Source organism: Aliivibrio sp. EL58 (genome assembly GCF_900312675.1).
In the GTDB taxonomy this organism is placed as follows: domain Bacteria; phylum Pseudomonadota; class Gammaproteobacteria; order Enterobacterales; family Vibrionaceae; genus Aliivibrio.
In genome coordinates, this window is the sequence record NZ_OMPC01000009.1 from 1,107,050 (window position 1) to 1,131,122 (window position 24,073).

At 39.9% G+C, this 24,073-nt stretch carries 21 protein-coding genes and 1 tRNA gene; 13 read left to right on the plus strand and 9 right to left on the minus strand.

Features of this window, described 5'->3' with window-relative positions; translation table 11 throughout:
- The first annotated feature begins 129 nt into the window (after positions 1–129).
- Complete coding sequence (locus tag ED622_RS15940) at positions 130–957, plus strand: SDR family oxidoreductase (RefSeq protein ID WP_122035718.1); 828 nt, start codon at positions 130–132, stop codon at positions 955–957.
- 332 nt (positions 958–1,289) lie between these two features.
- Complete coding sequence (locus ED622_RS15945) at positions 1,290–2,144, plus strand: co-chaperone YbbN (protein WP_122035720.1); 855 nt, start codon at positions 1,290–1,292, stop codon at positions 2,142–2,144.
- Between the two features lie 23 nt (positions 2,145–2,167).
- Here ED622_RS15945 and cueR read toward each other — a convergent pair whose 3' ends face one another.
- On the minus strand, positions 2,168–2,569 hold the full coding sequence (cueR, locus tag ED622_RS15950; protein ID WP_122035723.1) for a Cu(I)-responsive transcriptional regulator: 402 nt from the start codon (positions 2,567–2,569) through the stop codon (positions 2,168–2,170).
- Between the two features lie 82 nt (positions 2,570–2,651).
- Here cueR and ED622_RS15955 point away from each other — a divergent pair, with 82 nt between their 5' ends.
- On the plus strand, positions 2,652–5,354 hold the full coding sequence (locus ED622_RS15955; RefSeq protein ID WP_122035725.1) for a cation transporter: 2,703 nt from the start codon (positions 2,652–2,654) through the stop codon (positions 5,352–5,354).
- Between the two features lie 110 nt (positions 5,355–5,464).
- The gene (locus ED622_RS15960; protein ID WP_122035727.1) at positions 5,465–5,899 is read left to right on the plus strand and encodes a DUF411 domain-containing protein; all 435 of its coding nucleotides are present in this window, start codon (positions 5,465–5,467) and stop codon (positions 5,897–5,899) included.
- A gap of 124 nt (positions 5,900–6,023) precedes the next feature.
- Here the strand turns inward: ED622_RS15960 and ED622_RS15965 are convergent.
- Both ED622_RS15965 and ushA read right to left on the minus strand, forming a co-directional pair.
- Positions 6,024–6,100, minus strand: a tRNA-Pro gene (locus ED622_RS15965).
- Positions 6,101–6,290: 190 nt separating this feature from the next.
- Complete coding sequence (gene ushA, locus ED622_RS15970; RefSeq protein ID WP_162922537.1) at positions 6,291–7,952, minus strand: bifunctional UDP-sugar hydrolase/5'-nucleotidase UshA; 1,662 nt, start codon at positions 7,950–7,952, stop codon at positions 6,291–6,293.
- 396 nt (positions 7,953–8,348) lie between these two features.
- Here ushA and ED622_RS15975 point away from each other — a divergent pair, with 396 nt between their 5' ends.
- From ED622_RS15975 to cobA, 5 genes are all read left to right on the plus strand, one after another.
- Entirely contained in the window at positions 8,349–10,223 is a 1,875-nt protein-coding gene (locus ED622_RS15975) for a methyl-accepting chemotaxis protein (protein WP_122035730.1), read from the plus strand.
- A 292-nt stretch (positions 10,224–10,515) separates the two neighbouring features.
- Positions 10,516–13,077, plus strand: coding sequence for a nitrite reductase large subunit NirB (nirB, locus tag ED622_RS15980; RefSeq protein ID WP_122035732.1), 2,562 nt, complete (start codon positions 10,516–10,518; stop codon positions 13,075–13,077).
- 17 nt (positions 13,078–13,094) lie between these two features.
- Positions 13,095–13,424 (plus strand): nitrite reductase small subunit NirD, encoded by a 330-nt coding sequence (nirD, locus tag ED622_RS15985; RefSeq protein WP_122035734.1) that lies wholly within the window; start codon positions 13,095–13,097, stop codon positions 13,422–13,424.
- Between the two features lie 96 nt (positions 13,425–13,520).
- Positions 13,521–14,339: a formate/nitrite transporter family protein gene (locus ED622_RS15990; protein WP_122035736.1), complete on the plus strand. Its 819-nt coding sequence runs from the start codon at positions 13,521–13,523 to the stop codon at positions 14,337–14,339.
- A gap of 128 nt (positions 14,340–14,467) precedes the next feature.
- The gene (cobA, locus tag ED622_RS15995; protein WP_122035738.1) at positions 14,468–15,253 is read left to right on the plus strand and encodes a uroporphyrinogen-III C-methyltransferase; all 786 of its coding nucleotides are present in this window, start codon (positions 14,468–14,470) and stop codon (positions 15,251–15,253) included.
- Positions 15,254–15,338: 85 nt separating this feature from the next.
- Here cobA and kdsA read toward each other — a convergent pair whose 3' ends face one another.
- From kdsA to hemA, 6 genes are read right to left on the minus strand one after another with little or no spacing between them, the layout of a single operon-like run.
- Positions 15,339–16,193, minus strand: a complete 855-nt coding sequence (gene kdsA / locus ED622_RS16000; protein WP_060990399.1) for a 3-deoxy-8-phosphooctulonate synthase — start codon at positions 16,191–16,193, stop codon at positions 15,339–15,341.
- Between the two features lie 11 nt (positions 16,194–16,204).
- Entirely contained in the window at positions 16,205–17,017 is an 813-nt protein-coding gene (locus tag ED622_RS16005) for a SirB1 family protein (protein WP_122035740.1), read from the minus strand.
- Between the two features lie 2 nt (positions 17,018–17,019).
- Positions 17,020–17,403, minus strand: coding sequence for a SirB2 family protein (locus tag ED622_RS16010; RefSeq protein WP_122035742.1), 384 nt, complete (start codon positions 17,401–17,403; stop codon positions 17,020–17,022).
- 3 nt (positions 17,404–17,406) lie between these two features.
- Complete coding sequence (gene prmC / locus ED622_RS16015) at positions 17,407–18,273, minus strand: peptide chain release factor N(5)-glutamine methyltransferase (RefSeq protein WP_122035745.1); 867 nt, start codon at positions 18,271–18,273, stop codon at positions 17,407–17,409.
- Positions 18,273–19,361: a peptide chain release factor 1 gene (prfA, locus tag ED622_RS16020; RefSeq protein ID WP_060990395.1), complete on the minus strand. Its 1,089-nt coding sequence runs from the start codon at positions 19,359–19,361 to the stop codon at positions 18,273–18,275. The genes prmC and prfA overlap by 1 nt, the downstream gene beginning before the upstream one ends.
- 38 nt (positions 19,362–19,399) lie before the next feature.
- Positions 19,400–20,656: a glutamyl-tRNA reductase gene (hemA, locus tag ED622_RS16025; RefSeq protein WP_045101511.1), complete on the minus strand. Its 1,257-nt coding sequence runs from the start codon at positions 20,654–20,656 to the stop codon at positions 19,400–19,402.
- A gap of 183 nt (positions 20,657–20,839) precedes the next feature.
- On the opposite strand from hemA, the gene lolB reads away from it, so the two are divergent.
- The 4 genes from lolB to pth all read left to right on the plus strand — a co-directional run bounded on the left by lolB (position 20,840) and on the right by pth (position 24,070).
- Positions 20,840–21,451: a lipoprotein insertase outer membrane protein LolB gene (gene lolB / locus ED622_RS16030; protein WP_045101510.1), complete on the plus strand. Its 612-nt coding sequence runs from the start codon at positions 20,840–20,842 to the stop codon at positions 21,449–21,451.
- Positions 21,448–22,314 (plus strand): 4-(cytidine 5'-diphospho)-2-C-methyl-D-erythritol kinase, encoded by an 867-nt coding sequence (gene ispE / locus ED622_RS16035; RefSeq protein WP_122035747.1) that lies wholly within the window; start codon positions 21,448–21,450, stop codon positions 22,312–22,314. The genes lolB and ispE overlap by 4 nt, the downstream gene beginning before the upstream one ends.
- A gap of 38 nt (positions 22,315–22,352) precedes the next feature.
- Entirely contained in the window at positions 22,353–23,300 is a 948-nt protein-coding gene (locus ED622_RS16040) for a ribose-phosphate pyrophosphokinase (protein WP_122036154.1), read from the plus strand.
- Between the two features lie 179 nt (positions 23,301–23,479).
- On the plus strand, positions 23,480–24,070 hold the full coding sequence (gene pth, locus ED622_RS16045; RefSeq protein WP_045101508.1) for an aminoacyl-tRNA hydrolase: 591 nt from the start codon (positions 23,480–23,482) through the stop codon (positions 24,068–24,070).
- Positions 24,071–24,073: the final 3 nt, after the last annotated feature.

Sequence of the window (24,073 nt, forward strand, 5' to 3'; positions counted from 1 at the left end):
TATTATTTAAAAACACTAAAAAGACCAATGGCATCTGCTATTGGTCTTTTTTATATTTAAAAAATCAATGAACGACTACTCAACTCTGCTTTATACTCATCTTAACGTTACTCATTAGAGATAAAATTCATGACGCGAACCATATTTATTACAGGCTGTTCAACAGGTATTGGCTATACCGCTGCCCATCAATTACAGCAGCATGGCTTTAACGTTATAGCCTCGTGCCGAAAACAAGAAGACGTCGCACGATTGCAAAGCGAAGGGTTAACCTGCCTTTATTTAGACTATAGCGACTCACAAAGTATTACTAACGCGGTTGCGGATATAATTAGACTTACTGATGGTAAATTATACGGATTGTTCAATAATGGCGCATATGGTCAAGCTGGAGCCCTTGAAGATCTACCAAGGGATGCATTAAAGGAGCAGTTCGAGGCAAACTTCTTTGGTTGGCATCAATTAGTCACAGAACTACTTCCGGTAATGAGAAAGCAAGGTGAAGGCCGTATCATTCAAAACAGCTCTGTATTAGGTATTGTTGCGATGAAATATCGTGGGGCTTATAACTCATCAAAGTTCGCAATTGAAGGATGGACTGATACATTACGCCTAGAACTCTCAGAGACAAATATCAAGGTTAGCTTAATTGAACCAGGTCCAATTGAAACCGAATTCCGCTCTAATGCACTGAAAGCATTTAAAAAATGGGTAAATGTAGATAACAGTTACCATAAAGAAAAGTACCTTATTCAACAACAACGACTTGAAAAAGAACAGTCCGGTAGTGCTTTTGTCCTTCCGGCAGATTCTATTATTCCTCCCCTGCTCCACGCACTTAATTCATCAAGACCAAAAAACCGCTATCGCGTCACTTTCCCCACTCATTTGTTTGCGGTTCTAAAACGATTATTACCAACAAAGTACTTAGATATGATCTTAAATAAGAGTGATTAACCTAACTTTATACTGTCATCAGTGTGTAATATTTAATAAATATGAGAAAAGAGTGAAAATGTAATATTAGTGTCATATTGAAAACGTATATTCATTCCTATCCGGTAGATGGTGTTTTTTCGGGGGGAATATGACACTAGGTAAAATCAACTGGATCTGTGTGAGTGTTGCTGTTGCGGTATTCATACTGATCTAACAATTGTCTTCGCTTGTACTTTGAATAGCCACTATAATTTCTTTTATAGTGGCTTTCTTCTTTCTATTTCCTTGAAAAACAATATAACTTCCCATATATCTATATAAAGAATAAATACTGTTTTTAGGGAAAGATCATGCAACCAGAACATAGCGTTGAACTAAACGAACAAAACTTCCAACAAATTTTAGAAAGCTCAATGCAAACCCCTGTGCTAATCCACTTCTGGGCGCCAATGAGCCAAGAAAGTATTGCCGTTATTCCAGGCTTACAACAACTTTCCCAGCAATACGGTGATGCTGTTACTCTTGTTATGCTTAACTGCGAAGAACAACAAGGTCTTGCTCAGCAATTTGGCGTTCAAACTTTACCGACGATAGCTTTATTTAAAAATAGCCAAGCCATCGATGGTATGGGTGGACCTCAAACCATCGAAGCTATTCAGGGGATGCTAAACAAACACCTACCAAGCCAAGAAGAACTTCAATTAGGCCAAGCCTTTAAACTGGTTGAAGAAGGCGAATATCAAGCAGCTCTTCCTACTCTTCTTGCATTACTTGAGCACTTTGGTGGTAATGGACAAATTAAGCTGCACATTGCGCAATGTTATATTGAGACTCAAGCTTACGATCAAGCAGAAACAATTCTTTCTGAAATTTTAATGCAAGATCAAGACAGCAAATACAAAGAATTAATCGCTAAACTTGAGTTACATAAACAAGCCGGAAATACACCAGAGATCCAAGCATTAGAAGATACCTACAGCGCAGATCCAACCAATAATGAAGTCGCTTTAGAGCTTGCGATCCAATACAGCCAAGTAAACCGTCAAGAAGAAGCATTAGAGATCCTAATGACTGCTTTATTGAAAGATCTGAATGCCCAAGATGGTCAAATGAAAAAAGCCATGATGGATATTTTATCCGCTCTTGGTCAAGGTAACCCTATTGCAGGTCAGTACCGTCGCCAGCTTTACTCATTACTTTATTAATTTATCGAACAATAAGCCTGCTGCTACTTTTTATCGTGGCAGCAGGTTAATCCTTTAATAATAGGACAATCATGCCCTTCATCACCAGGGCACGCATTTGCTAACTCTAATAATGTTTGCTTCATTCCCTCAAGTTCTTGGATCTTCGCTTCAATCTCTGCCACTTTCTCTAACGTTTTTTTCTTTACGTCAGCGCTGCGACGATTAGGATTATTTGATAAACTTAATAGTTCTTGGCACTCTTCTAGACTAAAACCCACCAATCTTGAACGCCTAATCAACTGTAATTCTTCCACTTGAGCGGCTGTATATTGACGATAGCCATTAGCACTTCGACTCGCCTCTTTGATCACTCCTTTACTTTCATAAAATCGAATTGCTTTCGCTGTTAATCCGGTTAACTTCGCTACTTCACTAATATTCATTTTAACCTCATTTAATCTCTTGACCTTCCATTTACTGTAAGGTTTATTATTAGCAATATCAAGAATAGTTAACGAGGTTATTATGAGTCAGGAATTTACTCTTCCATTATCAGGATTAAACTGTGGTCGTTGCGTAGCAAAGGTTGAACAAGAGCTTGCTAACAACCCAAACATATCTCAATACTCAGTAACCAAGTCGGAGCTAGCACTAACGACAACACTGACTTACCAAGACATCGCTGAAATTATTGAGCAACTCGGTTATTCTATTCTTGAACCAAAACGAGTGTCACTGTATCTCGCAGGATTGAATTGCAATAAATGTATAAATAAAACCAAAGAAGCCTTGGGTACACTCTCCTATTCAAGTATTGAATCCATCTCAACAACAGAGCTTGTCTTTAATACTACACAACCACAAGAGTTGATCATCGAGCTGATTGAATCAATCGGATTTCAAGCAAGTACTACCCCATTTAACGTTGGTAACGCACTCGATTCAAACAATGAATCACCATCAAAACCAAGCATAAATAATTCTGTAGAATCGCTGCAATCTATCGATAAAAAAACAACGCAATTGATATTAACAGGCATGACTTGTGCCAGCTGTGTCGCCTCAGTAGAGAGCATTATTACACATGTTGATCATGTTGAATCAGCAACGGTTAACTTGGCTGAACGTACCGCACTCATCCACGGTGATGTGAATGTCACAGAGCTCATTCAAGCGATAGAAGCTGGAGGCTATGGGGCAGAACTAAGTCTCAATGAAGACCAACGTCGCGCAAGACAAAAAGAATTATTTTTAAAAACAACCAGTACACATAAAAAGAACACTATTACCTCACTCGCCATTGGCGCACCACTAATGTTGTGGGGTGTTTTGGGTGGCAATATGCAAATCACCACCGTTAATGATCAATTAGCATGGGCAGTTATTGGCCTGATTTGTTTAGGTTTACTGCTTACTGCGGGTAAACACTTTTATGTAAATGCATGGAAAGCCTTTACTCATCACAGAGCAACCATGGACACTTTAGTCGCATTAGGGACAGGCTCTGCTTGGCTTTATTCTATGGCGTTAGTTATCTCACCTGAGTTTTTTCCACTGCAAGCTCGTCATGTCTATTTTGAAGCCACCGCGATGATTTTAGGCTTAATTACACTTGGTAACTTGATAGAAACTAAAGCCCGAAACCGCACGTCTACCGCGATTGAAAAACTGTTGGATCTGCAACCACAGACAGCAACAGTAATACAAGATGGCCAAGAGCAGGTGTTACCAATAGTTCAGGTCACTCAAGGCATGATAATTAAAATCAAACCTGGTGAAAAAATACCCGTTGATGGCTCTATTGTTAGTGGTGAGAGTTATCTAGATGAAGCCATGCTTACTGGTGAGCCTTTACCTTGTTTAAAATCCAAAGATGACACTGTTCATGCTGGAACGATTAATCAACAAGGCAGCTTTACGTTTATTGCAACAAACGTTGGTGAAAACACCATGCTAGCACGCATCATTTCAATGGTCCGAAATGCACAAAGTAGCAAACCAAAGTTAGCGAAGTTAGCTGACCAAATTTCATCGGTATTCGTCCCAAGCGTGATGATCATTGCTATTGTATCGGCATTAATTTGGTATAACTTTGGACCAGAGCCAACTTCTAGTTATATGCTAGTTGTTGCTACAACGGTACTTATTATTGCTTGTCCTTGTGCACTTGGTCTTGCAACCCCAATGTCAGTCACCGTTGGCATAGGTAAAGCCGCCGAATTTGGTGCGCTGATCAAAGATGCAGATGTACTTCAAACGGCAAGTACAATAGATACTGTTGTTGTTGATAAAACAGGAACATTAACCGAAGGAAAACCTACGGTAACCAAAGTCACTGGTTTTAATGGCCATACAGAGGCTGATATTATCTCATTAGCCGCTGCGGTAGAAAGTCACTCTGAGCACCCATTAGCTCAAGCGGTTATAAATTATTTAAAGAAAAATTCTTGGGATAATATCAACAGTACCGACTTTATCGCTCAATTAGGATTAGGAGCCTCAGCCACTGTTAATGCTAATGCGGTTTACATTGGTAATCGTACTTATTTAGCAAATAACAACATTGATATTCCAGGCGTCACTGTCTCTGTATCAGCAACACCACTGTATGTAGCCATTCAAAATGAGTGTATTGGTGTTATTGAAGTCAGTGACTCAATTCGAGCAGACTCTGCGTTAGCGATTAATCAATTCACCCAGCTTGGTATCAATGTAGTTATGTTGACTGGAGATCGCCAAGAAACAGCGCAACACGTTGCAAAAGAATTAGGGATTAAACACGTCATTGCAGGTGTACTTCCTGATGGAAAAGCTCAGGCAATTCAAACCCTACAAGCCCAAGGTAAAAAAGTCGCCATGATTGGTGATGGTATTAATGATGCACCAGCTCTCGCACAAGCAGAGGTTGGTATCGCCATGGGTAATGGCAGTGATGTTGCGATTGAAAGCGCTCATCTTACGCTAATGAATCACTCATTACTCACCGCTGTAAGCGCCATTGAATTATCTAAAGCCACAATGAAAAACATGAAACAGAATTTATTTGGTGCTTTTGTTTATAACACCGTCGGCATTCCTATTGCTGCGGGCATTTTATTTCCATTCACCGGGATGCTACTAAGCCCAGTGGTTGCAGGTGCTGCAATGGCATTATCTTCAATTACCGTCGTAACCAATGCAAATCGATTACGACTATTTACCCCTCGTTCTCAACGAGATCTTCATTAAATAACAAAGGAGCGTCACATGATTAATTTATTCGGTATTGCTCTGATTATTGCCATTATTTACTGGTTTTGGCTATCACCTAATTCAAAATAACCTTTGGAAAACCCACTATGAAAAACTTTAAATTAGCTTTACTTCCATTTGTTCTATTTAGCACTTCGGCCTTTGCTGCTACTGAAGTTATGACCTACAAATCACCTTATTGTGGCTGCTGTACTGAGTGGGTCGAACATATGGAAGATAACGGATTTAATGTGAAGATTGAAGATCATGAAGACATGAATCCGATAAAACAAAAACTTGGCGTAGAGCCGCGTCTGGCTTCTTGTCATACAGCAGTTATCGATGGCTACGTATTTGAGGGGCATATACCAGTCGCAGACATTAAAAATTTCTTAGCTAACCCTAAAGACTTTAAAGGCCTAGCTGTCCCTGGAATGCCAATGGGTTCACCAGGAATGGAATATGGTGACAAGAAAGATAAATACCAAGTTGTTGCATTTAAAGAGAATGGAAAATTAGCGTTATTTAATACTCATAACTAGGGTCTTTAAAGCATAATAGGTGTTGATAGCTATCAATACCTATTAATTTCTCAAATAAAGTGGTTAGAATTTATATTACAGACGCAAAAAAGCCGCATCATTTCTGATGCGGCTTTTTTAAAAGTGGTCGGTGAAGAGGGATTCGAACCCCCGACCCTCTGGTCCCAAACCAGATGCGCTACCAAGCTGCGCTATTCACCGAAATGTTAACTAGATGTCGGTTTAAATACCTTGTCTGTGTCAACGAGGGCTATAATACTGCCTGTGAGTTTTTTGACAAGCATTATTTTGTTTTTTCTTTTCGTTCGCTTATAAAACCGACAAACTGTTGAATTCATAAACAAAAGCCCCTAAAACAATAACGAATTAGAGGCTTATCTTCTTTTATTGATTATTTATAAGTAATCTCACCACGTGGGGCAAACTTATTTACATCAATTGGGCTGTTTGTTTCTAAGAACTCTTTAAGTACTTCAGCATCCACAAAACCAGTATTTACATAGCCTGGGTGATCTGAAATTTTAGGGTAACCATCACCACCCGCTGCATTATAGCTTGGGATAGTAAAGCGGTATGTATTATCTAGACGTAATTGCTTACCACCGATAAATACATTTGATACTTTACCATTCTCAACTGTCATCTTAATGCCTGCAAATTGAGCATAAGCACCAGAATCAATAGGTTTTGTTGCCACGACATTCAAATAATCCAACACTTCTTGGCCTGTCATATCTGCATAAGTAACAATGTTGCCAAATGGTTGAACCGTTAATACGTCTTTATACGTTACATCACCCGCTTCAATTGAATCACGTACACCGCCAGAATTCATTACTGCGAAATCAGCTTTTGCGCGAGTCATGTGAGAAGTTGCAATTAGACGGCCTAGGTTTGTTTGTTGGAAACGAACCACATTACGATCACCTTCTAACTTACCGTTAGTTGATGCAATTTTTACATTTAACTGGCCTTGACCTTTTTCTTGGTAAGGAGTTAAGAATGCAAGTAATTCTGGATCTTGAGCAATTTCTTCTTGAATAAAGACGCGTTGTTTTTTACCGTCGATCTTCACTTTCTTCTTCAAGTTAACAGGAATTAGATTGTAGCTAACCATTTCTAATTCACCATTACGGAATTCAAAGTCAGCTTTACCTACGTATTTGCCCCATTCGTGAGCCTGAACAATCCAAGTACCATTTTGTTGGTCTGGTTTACACTCATCACCTGGCGTAAAGTTCTTTTTAGCCACATTTGGGCCTTCCATACAAACAGGCTCTTGTGAGTGACCACCCACAATCATGTCTAGTTCACCTAAATCAAGTGAACGCGCTAGTGCAACATCGCCAGGGGCGTTGATACCGCGTTGACCATTCTCATAGTGCCCCATATGCGTTACTGCAAAGATAAGATCCGGTTTTTCATTTTCTTCTAATTCTGCAATGATCTTTTTCGCTTCAACTTTAGGATCACGGAACTCTAATTCACCAATGTATTCAGGGTTACCAATTTTAGCGGTGTCTTCGGTAGTGAAACCAACAACGGCAATTTTAATACCTTGTTTTTCAAAGATTTCATAAGCCTGGTATTTGCGTTCACCGGTTTCTTTATCATAAATATTTGCAGACAACATTGGGAAGTCAGCCCAGTTGATTTGCTTTTGAAGAACATCTAATGGGTTATCAAACTCATGGTTGCCTAATGCAATCGCATCATAACCAATTTTATTCATACCTTTAAAATCTGGTTCAGCATCTTGAAGATCTGATTCTGGAACACCCGTATTAATATCACCACCAGAAAGAAGAAGCACACTGCCGCCTTCAGCTTGAACATCTGCACGCAACTCATCAATCAGCGTTTTACGCGCTGCCATGCCGTACTCACCGTATTTATTCTGCCAAAAACGACCGTGGTTATCGTTTGTATGTAACACCGTTAGCTTATACGTAGTATCTTCTTGCCATGCATGCTCAGTTGTTGTTGCACAGCCTGCTAGCGTTGTAACTAATGCAGCAGCAATCGCTGTTTTTAGAGAAAGACGTTCCATCATGTTTCACCATTCATTTAAGGGGGATAAACTAGACCAAATCAATCAATTATGAGTGCTTCAATCTAATAACCTGACCAAGTTTAAAAGAATTACGTTTTACTCTCACATTGATTTCATAAATATGTCTGTTAGATCACTAAAAATAGCTCATAAATTACTAAGAAATAATAAAACTAAAAGTAGCAGAATACTAAATGCACAAGGCAAACGTTTACTTTGTCAATAAGTTACGAGACAAAAAAATATTTATGGTTAATATAATAAATATTTTCATATGTTTTAGATGAAATGGGTTAAGTTTTACATATGTTTTCCGATAACAAATTAGGCCTTATAAAAAAATTAATAGTAGGCACTATTTTTTAGCAAAATTAACCCATGGATTTAGGTAGTATAATGAAACTAAAACATAAACTAATAGGTGCAAGTGTACTCGCTGTCGTAATTACTGCATCAGCATTAACTTGGCTTGCTTCAAGTCAGTTATTCGAACAGACTCGTAACGGGGTATACTCTCGTGCAGAAAGTGTTACTTCTGCGGCAACTACAGGGATCTCAAATTGGATTTCTATCAAAGCTGAAATTGCTCATGCAACTAATGACTACACCCAAGAAGATGATATTGTTTCGTTTTTACAGTTAAGTCGTAAAGCGGGTGGGTTCGATGACATCTTCTTTGGTACTCCTCAAGGTGATATGTACCGCTCTCATCCAGAAAGAAACCGTGCCGATTATGACCCTCGTCAGCGCCCTTGGTATCAAGAAGCACAACGAGAAAACAAACAAATCATTACCTCTTCATATCAAGATGCAATTACTCAATCCCTTCTAGTAACTATCGCGGAACCAACATACAAGAATGGTACTTTCTTAGGTGTCATTGGTGCTGATGTACTTATCGATCAACTGATTGATGATGTAATCAGCCTTGATGCAGGTAAAGATACTATTACAATGCTAATTGACAGTGATGGGACTTTCTTAGCTCATCCAAATAAATCTCTAATCAAAAAAGAAGTAAACCGCTACTTCTCTGATATGACTCCACAAAGCATCCAAGAGTCTATTTCTCTAAAGCGTATCGATGTTGCCGAAATCAATGGCGACACTAAATTAGTGTATTTTGCAAAAGTACCCAACACCAATTGGACATTTGCTGTTGAGATGACACAAGCAACAGAAGAAGCTGCTCACACAGCCCTACTTCGTGAAATTATTCTACTTAGTATTGTTCTAACCGTTATTGTTGCTATTGGTGTAACAATGTTAGTAAATATTCTATTCAGAGATTTACTTCGAGTTTCTGATGCACTTGCTGAAATATCTTCAGGTGAAGGTGATTTAACACAACGTCTAGAGCCAAATAGTAATGATGAAGTTGGTCAACTAGCGATTAATTTCAATATCTTTGTCGGAAATATGCACTCAATGGTCTGTCGCCTACGTGACATATCTACAACCTTAGCTAGCCAAGCAAACTCAACCGCAGAAAGTGCTGAAGAACGTAATGTTCGCATTCAACACCAGATGGATGAGATCAATATGGTCGCAACAGCAATCAATGAAATGGCTGCAGCAACGCAAGAGATTGCAGGCAATGCTGATAATACCGCTCAAACAGCAGAAGAAACGGTTACAGCATCAAGCCATGGTGCGGAGCAAGTAAGCCAAAGCCAACACTCAATTGATAACTTAGCAAAAGAAGTTGAAACAGCGACAGGCGTGATTGAAGAGCTTCATCACAACGCTCAAAATATCAATACGATTCTTTCAACTATCCAAAATATTGCAGAACAAACTAACTTGCTTGCATTGAATGCGGCCATTGAAGCAGCTCGAGCAGGCGAACAAGGTCGTGGTTTTGCTGTGGTAGCTGATGAAGTTCGTATTTTGAGTCAACGTACTCATGCATCGACTCAAGAAATTCAACAAATGATTGAAACGCTACAAGGAACCACTCAAAAAGCCGTTGGGATCATGCAAGATAGTCAAACGTTAGCTAATACTAGTGTTGAAGATGCTCAATCTGCCTCAGCGAGTTTATTACAAATCACTAACTCAGTAACTCAGATCAGCGATATGGCAGCTCAAATTGCAGCGGCAGCAGAAGAACAGTCATCAGTAACTGAAGAGATAACTCGAAATACTGAAGCCGTTCGTGATGTATCCAATGAGTTAACAGAAGAAACAAAGCAATCGGTTATTCAAGCGTCAGAATTATCTGAACTATCGAGTGAATTAAAACAAGAAATCGATCGCTTTAAACTATAATTACAACAACCGTACAAATTAAGACAGAATATGAATGACATATTCTGTCTTTTTCTTTCAAAAAACCCACCTACCTGCCAGTTAAATTCAGAGTATCCCACTGTTTATTGTAAAAAAACAACAAGCGAAAGCCACGTGCTACAGTTAATTGATTGATTTTAAAACAACAAATACCATTATCACCTTATAGCTACCACTTTGGGGTAGTTTTATTTCGTAATTGATCCACATCATATCGACATATTCATTCATAATTCATCATATATGCATATCAATGATAATAGGAACTCTTATGAGCAAGATGAAGTTAGTCATCATCGGTAATGGCATGGTTGGTCATCGCTATATCGAAGATTTAGTCGATAAAACTGACGTTCAAAATATGGATGTTACAGTATTTTGTGAAGAGCCACGTATCGCTTACGACCGTGTTCACCTTTCTTCATACTTCTCTCATCATACTGCTGATGAACTCTCTCTTGTAAAAGAAGGCTTCTACGAAAAACACGGTATTAATGTATTACTTGGCGAACGCGCTATTAATATCAACCGTGAAAAACAAGTTGTTTATTCAAGTACTGGTCGTGAAATTCAATACGACAAGCTAGTCCTTGCTACTGGCTCTTTCCCATTTGTTCCACCGATTAAAGGCAATGAAAGTAAAGACTGCTTTGTGTACCGCACAATTGAAGATCTTAAATCTATCGAAGCTACGGCTAAAAACAGTAAAAGCGGTGTAGTTATTGGTGGTGGTCTACTTGGTCTTGAAGCGGCTGGTGCACTTAAAGCATTAGGCGTAACCACTCACGTTGTTGAGTTTGCACCAGTGCTAATGGCTGAACAACTTGATCAACAAGGCGGTTTACAGCTACGCAATAAGATTGAACGTATGGGTGTTCAAGTTCATACCAGTAAAAATACATTAGAAATTGCACCAGAAGGCAAAGACGCGCGTAATGTCATGCGTTTTGCTGATGGTACAGAGCTTGAAACTGACTTCATCGTATTCTCAGCAGGTATTCGCCCTCAAGATAAATTAGCTCGTCAAATGGGCTTAGGCGTAGCTCCTCGTGGTGGTGTTGAAATCAATAACAACTGCCAAACAACAGATAGCAATGTATACGCGATTGGCGAATGTGCTTCTTGGAATCGTACTTTCTACGGTTTAGTTGCTCCTGGCTATAAAATGGCTACGGTTGCCGTTGACCATTTACTGGGTAACGACAGCACATTTGAAGGCGCAGACATGAGTGCCAAATTGAAACTACTGGGTGTAAAAGTAGGCTCAATTGGTGATGCAAACGGTCGAACTCCTGGCTGTAAGAGCTACGTTTACCAAAATGAAGAACAAGAAGTATATAAACGCATCATTGTTTCTGAAGACGGAAAAAAACTGCTTGGTGCGGTAATGGTTGGCGATACGTCTGATTATGGCGATTTATTGCAATTAAAACTTAATGATATTGATCTACCAGAACACCCTGATCTATTAATTCTTCCGGCGCATGCTGGTGCTGAAAAGCCATCATTAGGTGCTGATTCATTACCAGAAACAGCGGTTATTTGTTCATGTTTCGATGTAACCAAGGGCAAAATTGCTCAAGCGGTTGCTGATGGTCATCACACGATGGCAGACATTAAGGCAGTTACTGGAGCGGGTACGGGCTGTGGGGGTTGTATCCCTCTAGTAACTTCCGTCCTTAATGCTGAATTAGCTAAATCGGGCATTGAAGTAAAAAGCGACGTATGTGAGCATTTTGCTTACTCTCGCCAAGAACTATTCCATCTTATCCGTATCGAAGAGATCAAAACCTTCGAAGAGCTGTTAGAGAAATACGGTAAAGGCTACGGCTGTGAAGTATGTAAACCTCTTGCTGGTTCTATTCTTGCTTCTTGTTGGGGTGAACACATCCTTAAACCTGAGCTAGTTAAACTGCACGATACCAATGATAACTTCCTAGGTAACATGCAAAAAGATGGTACTTACTCTGTTATTCCTCGTATGGCGGGTGGCGAAGTCACTCCTCAAGCATTAAGTGTATTAGCTGACGTTGCGGCTGAATATAATCTTTATACCAAGATTACTGGCGCTCAACGTATCGGTCTATTCGGTGCTCAAAAAGATGACTTACCTGCAATCTGGAAAAAACTCATCGCTGCCGGTTACGAAACAGGCCAAGCGTATGCTAAAGCACTGCGTATGGCGAAAACCTGTGTCGGCTCTACTTGGTGTCGTTACGGTGTTCAAGATTCTGTTGGCTTAGGTGTAATGATTGAAAACCGTTACAAAGGCATTCGTACTCCTCATAAAATGAAGTTCGGTGTTTCTGGCTGTACTCGTGAGTGTGCTGAAGCACAAGGTAAAGACTTAGGTATTATCGCAACAGACGCTGGCTGGAACATGTATGTATGTGGTAACGGTGGTATGAAACCTCGTCACGCAGACTTACTAGCAAGCGATCTAGACCAAGAAACCTTAATCAAATACATCGACCGTTTCATGATGTTCTACATTCGTACTGCTGCACCACTACAACGTACCTCTGTATGGATGGACAATCTTGAAGGTGGTGTTGACTACCTACGTGAAGTGATTGTTGATAACAAGCTTGATCTTAATGACCAACTTGAAGCAGATATTGCAAGCCTTGTTAATAACTTCGCTTGTGAGTGGACAGACACCATCAATGATGAAGCTCAACTAAAACGTTTTGCTCACTTCATTAATGCTGATGATCGCGATGACAATGTGGTATTCGTTACTGATGGTCGTGAACAACACCGTCCAGCAACCTTTACAGAAAAACACCCAGAAGCAAAGGGTGACATCCTACACGTAGCAGCAACTGAATAAGAGCGAGAGAATTAATTATGGCTTCTAAATTCGTAAAAATCTGTCAACTAGAAGATATTGCTCCTGGTACTGGTGTTTGTGCTCTAGTGAATGGTGAGCAAGTTGCAGTATTTCGTCCATCAAAAGACGAAGAAGTACTCGCAATTAGCAACACTGACCCTTACTTTCAAGCAAACGTATTATCGCGTGGCTTGATTGTTGAGCATCAAGGTGAGCTTTGGGTGGCAAGTCCACTTAAGAAACAGCGCTTTAACCTTACTACAGGTGCTTGTATGGAAGATGAGCAATTTAACGTAAAAGCGTATAAAACTCGCATTACTAAAGGTCAAGTAGAAATCGCAGCATAAGATTCAATAGCTTAAAGGCTTGCTGTTTCTCTATGAGAACATATAGAAACAGCGAGTTTTTCACTATTTAATTTTAACTTTTATAAGGGCACATTCATGTCTACTAATGACTTTAAACCAGCAGAATTTGTACAAACAATGATTAACGTTGGTGAAGCAAAAATAAAAACAAGTACACGTGATCTTCTAATACGAAGCACAATGGCTGGTATCATCTTATCTCTAGCGGTTGTTGTGGCTATCACGACAATTGTACAGACCGGTATTGGTATCGTCGGTGCGCTTGTCTTCCCTGTTGGTTTTGTTATTTTGAGCGTAATGGGCTATGATCTAGTAACTGGTGTATTTGGACTTGCGCCGTTAGCAAAATTTGATAACCGTCCAGGTATTACCTGGGGCCGTATTTTCCGCTGTTGGGGTCTTGTTGGTCTAGGTAACCTTATTGGTTCATTAATTGTCGCTTATCTTGTTGCGGTTTCTCTTACGGGTAACTTTTCTCTAGAACTAAATGCAGTAGCAAAAAAGTTTATCGCTGTATCAACAGGTCGTAGCTTAGGTTTTGAAAATATGGGAATGGACGGTTGGATCACGTGTTTTGTCCGCGCTATTTTCTGTAACCTAATGGTATGTCTAGGTGTAATTGGTAACATGACGGCACGCACAGTAGCTGGCCGTGTTGCTATGATGTGGTTCCCGATTTTCATCTTCTTTGCCCTAGTATTTGAACACACCGTTGTAAACATGTTCCTATTCCCACTTGGTATGATGCTAGGTGCTGATTTTGGTATTGCTACATGGTTAAACTTCAACCTTATTCCTACTATTTTGGGCAACGTTGTTGGCGGCCTACTATTTACTTGTATCCCTCTTTATCTTACTCACGCAAAAACAGCACCATCACTGGATGTTAAATAAGCAGTAACGAATAAAGTTAGTTATAACTCATTCAAATTAAATCACTCTTAATCAAGTATTAAGGGTGATTTTTTTTATCGACTCTTACATACTAGAGTGAAATAAAAAACATAATGCAGGAATCGATTATGCCAAGTATTCAAGCTCAGTCTGAGCAGAAAAAACAAAACGGACTTGTTTCTCTTGTTGGCGCAGGTCCTGGTGATGCGGATCTATTAACAGTCAAAGGCCATCACCTTATACAGCAAGCTGATGTTGTGGTTTATGACCGTCTTGTTTCTAAAGAAATCTTAGCGCTTGCCAATGACAGTGCAGAAATGATTTATGTTGGTAAGAAACTGGATTTTCATTTCGTCCCACAAGATAAAATAAACCAAATACTGGTAGATAAAGCACAAGAAGGTAAACACGTTGTTCGCCTTAAAGGTGGTGATTCATTTATCTTTGGTCGTGGTGGCGAAGAGTTAGAAACTCTAGCTGAGAATGGCGTTAAATTTGAAGTGGTACCAGGTATTACTGCAGCGGCAGGGGCAACCTCTTATGCGGGTATTCCCCTCACCCATCGAGATCACGCACAAAGTGTTCAGTTTATTACGGCTCATGTTCAAAAAGATGGCGCTGAAATTGAGTGGGATGCCTTAGTTCGTTCAAACAATACCTTGGTCTTCTATATGGGACTGAAACAATCGCCGCATATCTCAACTCAATTGATTAAACATGGTTTAGCTGCTGATACCCCTTGTGCCATTATTGAACGTGGCACAACACAAAAGCAGAAAGTATTTACAGGAACGATTGCTGAGTTAGCTAACATGGCAGAAAAAGCCATTAGCCCATCATTAATTGTTATCGGCAGTGTAACAACACTACACCACAAACTAGATTGGTTTACTCCTAATTCAAACGATGAGTAAGTACATTTCTGAACAAGACATTAAATAAAAAAAGCCCAAGAAAGTTATCTCTCTTGGGCTTTAGTTTATCTAGCTACTCTCAATATTATTTAATATCGATGTGCTCAAAACCTTTAATTAAGTCATCTAGTGCTTTCATTTGTTTCAAGAAAGGTTCTAGTTGATCTAATGGTAATGCAGAAGGTCCATCACACAGTGCTTTATCTGGGTTTGGGTGCGCTTCAATAAACAGACCAGCAATACCTGTTGCTAGGCCAGCTTTAGCAAGTTCAACCGTTTGTGAACGACGTCCACCAGACGCTTTACCGCTTGGATCACGGTTCTGTAGAGAATGCGTCACATCAAAGATGATTGGGCTACCATTTGATGCTTTTTTCATTACACCAAAACCAAGCATATCAACCACTAGGTTGTCGTAACCCATGCATGAACCACGCTCACAAAGAATGATATTTTCGTTACCACATTCTGCAAACTTATCAACGATATTACCCACTTGATCAGGGCTCATGAATTGAGGTTTCTTCACATTGATTACAGCGCCTGTTTTTGCCATAGTCTCAACTAAATCAGTTTGACGAGCAAGGAAAGCAGGAAGTTGAATTACATCCACCACATCAGCTACTGGTTGCGCTTGTGCTTCAGTATGAACATCAGTAATAATCTTAACGCCAAAAGTGTCTTTCAATTCTTGGAAAATTTTCAAACCTTCTTCCATACCAGGACCGCGGTATGAATGCACTGATGAACGGTTTGCTTTATCAAAAGACGCTTTAAATACGTATGGAATTCCTAGACGATCAGTGATCTCAACATATGTTTCACACATACGCATAGCTAGATCACGAGATTCTAATACGTTCATACCTGCAAATAAGGTAAACGGCTTATCATTTGCTACATCGATATTGCCAATTTTTACTGTTTTTTGATTTTGCATTATCTTCACTCTTAATGGAGAACGGTAGGGTGTTGTTCTAGTAACAGTTGGACCTGCTGCTTCATCAGCATCGCTGAGGGATCATTAGGACACTGCTCAATAAAGTACGTTAAATCATTTTTTGCTGCATCATTACAGTGTAGCTGTTGATAGATTAAACCTCTATCACGGATCTCAAATGGGTCATCAGGAACCATCGTTAATGCGAGATCGCTGCACGTTAAAGCGAAAGAGAATTTCTTTTCTCTAATACACGCGGTTTTAATTACCGCAAGTAAACGACCTATTAGAGTTGGATTATCTATTTTCTCTAAGTGGATCGGTAATATTTTCGCTAATGGACCACCGTAGCCAATAAGCCATGCGGTCATTAAGTGCGCATTAATATACTGCCCATCAAAAGGGTTTAAATAGAGGTCTTCTTTTCCTTCCCATTCAACTTTTAATACTAACTGCGTCGGAAAATTAATCGCACTCACAGGTAATTTTGCGTATTCACACAGATATAGAAAAATAGCGCCTAACGTAACAGGAATGCCTTTTTTACTTTCAAGTACATGGCTAATAAATGCATTTTCAGAATTAAAATAGGTGTAAATATCACCTTGATAACCCCATTCAACGTAAAAAAGCTGGATCAATCGCTCCAAGCGTTTTTCATCATTAATCTCACCCGCTAGCACTTGCTCTGCTGCAATACACATCTCTTGTAACTTAGCAGTAAGTTGTTCTCTTTGTGTCTCAGAATCAATCGCTGAATTAAGTGCAAGCGCACCTTCAACAAGACTAAGGTCTTCTAAATTTTCATCAAGCAATTGAAACATAGTTACCCCAAAAATGTCGGTACTTTAGTAACAGCAATCTTAGCTGCAACCATTAACCATCCTAACGCACCAAGGAAAGCAAAGGTTTTAAATACTTTATTCTTACCGTTATTCAACGTTACAAAAGCCAAAGCGATGTATACCATCACACACGTCAGCTTCTCTGTTAACCAAGGAGCTGCACCTGTAAATGGAATAAAACCAGTAATAAAGATAAGTACAATACCACTGAGCAGCATCGCAGAGTCAACAACGTGTGGCACTCGCTTTAAAAACGCTTTATTACGAAGATCTGAATCAACCATCATTAATACATAGCGAACGACAAATAATAGTACGCTACAAGCGATCATAAATAGGTGAATATGTTTAACAGCGGTATACATGAATTATCCTTTATTCTCTGTGTTTACTGTCCATTGACCTAAGGTAACTCGGTCATTGCCAGCATAATCTTGTTCTGTTTTAACATTAACAAAGCCATGCGCTTCAAAATAAGTACGTAATTGCTTACCTTGCTCAAAGCCATGCTCCATTAGCAACCAACCATTCTCAACTAAATAAGTACGGCTATGTTCCATAATATGAATTAAATCTGCAAAGCCTTCTTGCTCTGCAACTAATGCCGTTTGAGGTTCGAACCGTACATCACCTTGAGATAAATGAGGATCATTTCCATCAATATAAGGGGGATTACTCACAATAATAGAAAACTGTTCATCAGATTTAATTGGAGTAAACCAACTTCCCTGACGAAATTCAGTATTCATAATATGGTTACTTTTGGCATTACCTTGCGCTAATTCAACCGCATCTTGCTGATAATCAACGCCAATAACATGAAGATTTGGCATTTCAGAAGCAATAGCTAGAGCTATAGCGCCAGTCCCTGTTCCTAAGTCCAATACTTTTGTTGATGATGCATCAAGATGGTCAAGAGCTATCTCAACAAGACGTTCTGTATCAGGGCGAGGAATTAACGTGGTTGGTGATACTTTTAACGGTAGTGACCAAAATTCTCGATAACCTACAATGTAAGCAATAGGTTCACCTGAGAGACGACGAGATAGTAATGATTCAAATGCAGCAAGCTCTGCGTCTGTTAACTCTTTTTCAGGCCAAGTTAGTAGATAACTTCTTGGTTTATCTAAAACATGACACAGCAGAACAGACGCATCAACTTGAGGAGAATCACTCCCCTCAAGTTGTAGCAATTGAATTGAACGCTTTAATAGCGCATCAATAGATTGGCTCATTAGTTATTTTCAGCTAATGCGGCTAATTGGTCTGCTTGGTATTCTAATACTACAGGTTCAATCAACGCCGCTAAATCACCTTCTAATACTTCATTTAAGCGGTAAATTGTTAGGTTAATACGGTGATCAGAAACACGACCTTGTGGGTAGTTGTAAGTACGAATACGGTCAGAACGGTCACCAGAACCTAATAAGTTACGACGTGTATCTGATACCGCTTCTGCACGGCGAGCTTGTTCAGCTTGAATAATTCGAGCAGCAAGAACCGACATCGCTTTTGCTTTGTTTTTATGCTGTGAACGCTCATCTTGACACTCAACAACAGTACCTGTTGGTAAGTGAGTAATACGGATTGCTGAATCGGTGGTGTTAACGTGCTGTCCACCCGCGCCTGATGCACGGAAGGTATCAATTTTTAAATCTGCCGCTTTAATTTCAGGAAGATCCGCTTCTGGGATCTCAGCCATTACTGCAACAGTACACGCAGACGTATGTACACGACCTTGTGATTCAGTCTCAGGAACACGTTGTACACGGTGGCCGCCTGATTCAAATTTCAGGACACCATAAGCGCCATCGCCGCTTACTTTTGCAATCATTTCTTTAAAGCCACCTTGCTCAGAAACATTCGAGCTCATGACTTCGATACGCCAGCCCTTTTTCTCTGCAAAACGAGAATACATACGGAAAAGGTTACCAGCAAAGATACCAGCTTCATCACCACCCGCACCCGCACGGATCTCTAAGAAACAGTTACGCTCATCATTTGGATCTTTTGGAATAAGCAAAACTTGTAGTTCATCAGTAAGACGCTCAATCGCTTCTTTTGCTTCTTTAATCTCATCTTGCGCCATTTCACGCATTTCAGCATCGTCTTCTTGCGCCATTTCTTCAGCGGCAACTAAGTCTTCTTGAGCTTGCTCATACGCTTGGAAACACTGTGTTACTTCTTCCAATTGAGAGTATTCACGAGATAAAGCTCGAAATTTATTTTGGTCACCAATAACGCCAGGGTCACCTAATAAATGCTGAACTTCTTCATAACGCTCAACCAGCGTCTCCAGTTTTACTCGAATTGATGCTTTCATATAATATTTATTCTTTATGTTGGTAGCGAACGCTACACTTAGTTGTCTAGACCAATACTTGAGCGGATCACAGCAAGTTTCTCCGGCTCACCATTTTTGGCGGCCTGCTGCATCGCAAGTGTCGGTGCATGAATGAGTTTATTAGTTAATTTGTTACTTAGCTCTGCCAATACTTTTTCTACATTTTGGCCAGAAGCTAACGCTTGAATGCTTTTTTGTAATAATTCAGTTCTGATTGCTTCTGAGTTATTTCGATATTGGCGAATGCTATTCACTGCTTGACGCGAACGGATCCACGTCATAAAGCTAGCGCTCTCTTCACTGACGATAGCTTCCGCTTGAATCGCTTCTATTTTTCGTTGCTCAATATTGTGATCAATAATCGATTTAAGATCATCTACCGAATACAAATATGCATCACTCAATTCAGCGACTTCCCCTTCTATATCTCTAGGGACGGCAATATCAACAAATAACATCGGTTGATGTCTACGTTGTTTTAATGCGCTTTCAACCATTCCTTTACCAATAATCGGTAATGGGCTGGCAGTAGAACTGATAATGATATCGGCTTTTGGTAGATATTCTGGAATTTCAGGAAGGCTAATAACGTCTGCATTAAATTGCTCAGCAAGCCCCATCGCTCTCTCGCGAGTACGGTTAGCAACGATAAGTTGTTTACAACCTGCTGCATCTAAATGTTTCGCTACTAGTTCAATTGTTTCACCAGCACCAACAAGAAGTACAGTAGAATCAGCAAGAGACTCAAATATTTGACGAGCCAGAATACACGCGGCATAAGCCACTGAAACGGCATTACCACCAATATTGGTTTCGGTACGAACTCGCTTTGCTACCGAAAAGTCACTTTGGAATAGTTTTTCAACGGTTCCTTCAACTGCATTTCGCTCGCGAGCATCTGAAAACGCTTTTTTTACTTGGCCTAAAATTTGCGGCTCACCCAATACCAACGAATCTAAACCACAAGAAACGCGCATAAGATGTTTAACAGCCGCTTGCTCTTCATAAACATAGATACTTGGCATCAATATATCTAAAGAGACTAGGTGAAACTCAGCCAGCCAGTTAATAACGTAACCACTGCTGATCCCAATTTTTACTTCACAGTAAATTTCAGTTCGGTTACACGTAGATAAGATCACGCCACTTTGAATTGCATCACTGTTTTTTAATTCGTCTAGTGCCTTAGTTAATTTGTCAGGAGAAAAAGCAACTTTCTCGCGCAAATCAACAGAGGCTGACGTATGATTGATTCCAATAACAAGCAATGACATTCGGCAAACTGACCAGTAAAAAAATAACAAGGGCGAATTTTACTTGATACGACCGAATTTTAAAAGGCATCAGGTCACTCTGTCCGAAAATTAGTGGTGAATAAACACTATTTAACGCCAAATGTACGAACAATTTGCTACAATCCTAAAATCTATTTCAGATTAAACATGAGATTATCAATAATGTTTCCTCATTTTATCCGCCTTCCGTTTGTGATTCTCATCTTCTCGCTTTTTCTTAGCGCTTGTTCTAGTGTTCCATTAACCCCACAACAATCGACTCATTGGGATAAACATCAAGCCCAATTAGAAGCAATCACAGAGTATAAGGTGACGGGAAAAATTGGCTATCAATCCCCAGAACAACGCCATAGTTTAAATTTTCAATGGACCCAAAAATCAGACAATAGTCAGCTATTACTCACCACATTTTTAGGGCAAACCGTTATAAAAGTCACTATAGATAATGGGCATACCCTTATTGAAACCGGTGATGGCCAAACCTTCGAAGGCAGTGACCCAGGCCGGCTCATGTATAGTCTGACAGGCCTTAACCTTCCTATTGGCTATTTAAATGACTGGATCAAAGGCTTGCCGACCGCTGCTGATAATTTCCAACTCAACGAACTTAACACCGTTGAGCATCTCGCAAAGCAAATAGGCCAAACGAACTGGCACCTACGCTACAATAGCTATATTGAAAAAGACAACATGCTATTACCTAATTCAATGAAGCTCACTCAATTGAACACCACCATTAAAATCATTGCCTCAAATTGGACTGTTTCTCAATGATAAAAACATCGACTCGCTGGCCCTCCCCAGCAAAACTAAACTTATTTCTCTACATTAATGGTCAACAAGAGAATGGCTACCATGAGCTGCAAACCCTGTTTCAGTTCATCGATTTATGCGACTACCTTACAATTACTCCAAATCAATCAGGGGAAATTACCTTAGCTCCAGATATCCCCGGAGTAAAAACGGAAGATAATTTAATTTGGAAAGCCGCAACGCTTCTTCAACAACACACCCAATCTATGTTCGGTGCTCATATTGAGATTGAAAAGATATTACCGATGGGTGGTGGGATTGGTGGAGGCTCTTCAAATGCAGCTACCATCTTAGTTGCATTAAATTTTCTTTGGCAACTTAATCTTAGTAATGACGAATTAGCTGGTTTAGGTGTAAAACTAGGTGCTGATGTACCGATTTTTGTGCATGGTTTTTCGGCTTTTGCTGAAGGTATCGGAGAGAAATTACAGCCAGCCACTCCTAAAGAGTTATGGTACGTATTAATTAAGCCAGAAGTAAGTATCGCTACGGTTGATGTTTTCACTCATCCTGATTTGATTAGAAATACACCAAAACAGTCACTTAGTGTACTTTTAGACGCCTCTTACGAAAACGATTGCGAAAAAATTGTCAGAAGAGTGTATCCAGAGGTTGATTACCAACTTTCATGGCTGTTAGAATATGCACCATCAAGATTGACTGGAACCGGCGCATGTGTTTTTGCTGAATTTAACAGTAAAGAAGATGCACAAGCCGTTTACTCGTTAATCCCTGATAATGCAACAGGATTTATCGCCCGAGGTATGAATACCTCGCCACTCAACCGCCAATTGGAAGAGTATAAATCATTATGCAAAATATAAAATTCTCACAATTTGGACGCAACCCTGAGGTTTCCACCGTGCCTGACATGAAGCTATTTGCTGGTAATGCAACTCCTGAACTAGCGCAACGTATCGCTGATCGACTATACATTTCACTAGGTGACGCTACTGTAGATCGTTTTTCTGACGGCGAAGTAGCTGTTCAAATTAACGAGAACGTACGTGGTAGTGATGTTTTCATCATTCAATCTACGTGTGCTCCTACTAATGACAACATTATGGAATTAGTAGTGATGATCGATGCACTTCGCCGTGCTTCTGCAGGTCGTATTACTGCGGTTATCCCTTATTTTGGTTACGCTCGTCAAGACCGTCGTGTACGTTCTGCTCGTGTACCAATCACAGCTAAAGTAATTGCCGATATGCTTTCAAACGTTGGTGTTGACCGCGTTTTAACTATCGACCTACATGCTGAACAAATTCAAGGTTTCTTCGACGTACCTGTAGACAACATTTTCGGTACTCCTGTACTGCTTGATGATATGCGTACTCGTGGTTTAGAAAACCCTGTTGTTGTATCTCCAGATTTAGGCGGTGTTGTTCGTGCTCGCGCAACAGCTAAAGCATTAGGTGATGTTGATATAGCTATCGTTGATAAGCGTCGTCCACGTGCTAACGTTTCAGAAGTAATGAACCTAATTGGTGATGTTAAAGGTCGTGACTGTGTTATCGTTGATGACATGATCGATACAGGCGGCACACTTTGTAAAGCAGCTGAAGCACTGAAAGAACGTGGTGCTAAACGTGTATTTGCTTACGCAACTCACGCTGTTTTCTCTGGTTCTGCAGCAGAAAACATTGCAAACTCAGTATTAGACCAAGTGGTTGTTACTGACTCGATTACTCTATCTAAAGAAATGGCAGCAACAGGCAAAGTGACTGAACTTAGCCTTTCGCGCATGCTAGCTGAAGCGATCCGTCGTATCAGCAATGAAGAGTCTATCTCTGCAATGTTTGATCACTAATCAAACCAAATACTATATAAAACGCCCTGCTTATGCGGGGCGTTTTTGTATTTGGGATTCTTGTGGTAATATGGCGCGCCTTTTTAATGGCACATACTAATACCATTAATTGTCTTTAGTTCTATTGGCACTAAATAAGTGTATTAATGATATTAGTATCCAAATAGAGAGATAAGTCTTTGAGCAATCAAATCAAACTTCTTGTTGGACTAGCAAACCCTGGTCTTGAATACAAAAGAACTCGTCATAATGCGGGCGCTTGGGTTGTTGAAGAACTCGCTCGTGTACACAATGTATCCCTGCGAGAAGAATCTAAATTCTTCGGTTTAACTGGTCGTATTCAAACAAATGGTCAGGATCTTCGTTTGTTGATCCCAACAACATTTATGAATTTATCTGGTAAGGCTATTGCTGCTGTAGCTAAGTTTTACCAAATAAAGCCAGAAGAGATCCTTGTGGCTCACGATGAGTTAGATCTTCCTCCTGGTGTTGCGAAATTTAAAAAAGGTGGTGGACACGGTGGCCATAATGGCTTGCGTGACACGATTAGTAAATTAGCCAATACGAAAGAATTTTATCGACTTCGTATTGGTATTGGTCATCCAGGCCATAAAGATAAAGTTGCCGGTTTTGTTTTAGGAAAAGCGCCTACCAAAGAGCAAGAGTTAATCGATGCTGCTGTAGATGAATCTACACGTTGCTTAGATATCTTGCTTAAAGACGGATTAAGTAAAGCACAAAATCGTTTACATACATTCAAAGCTGAATAACAA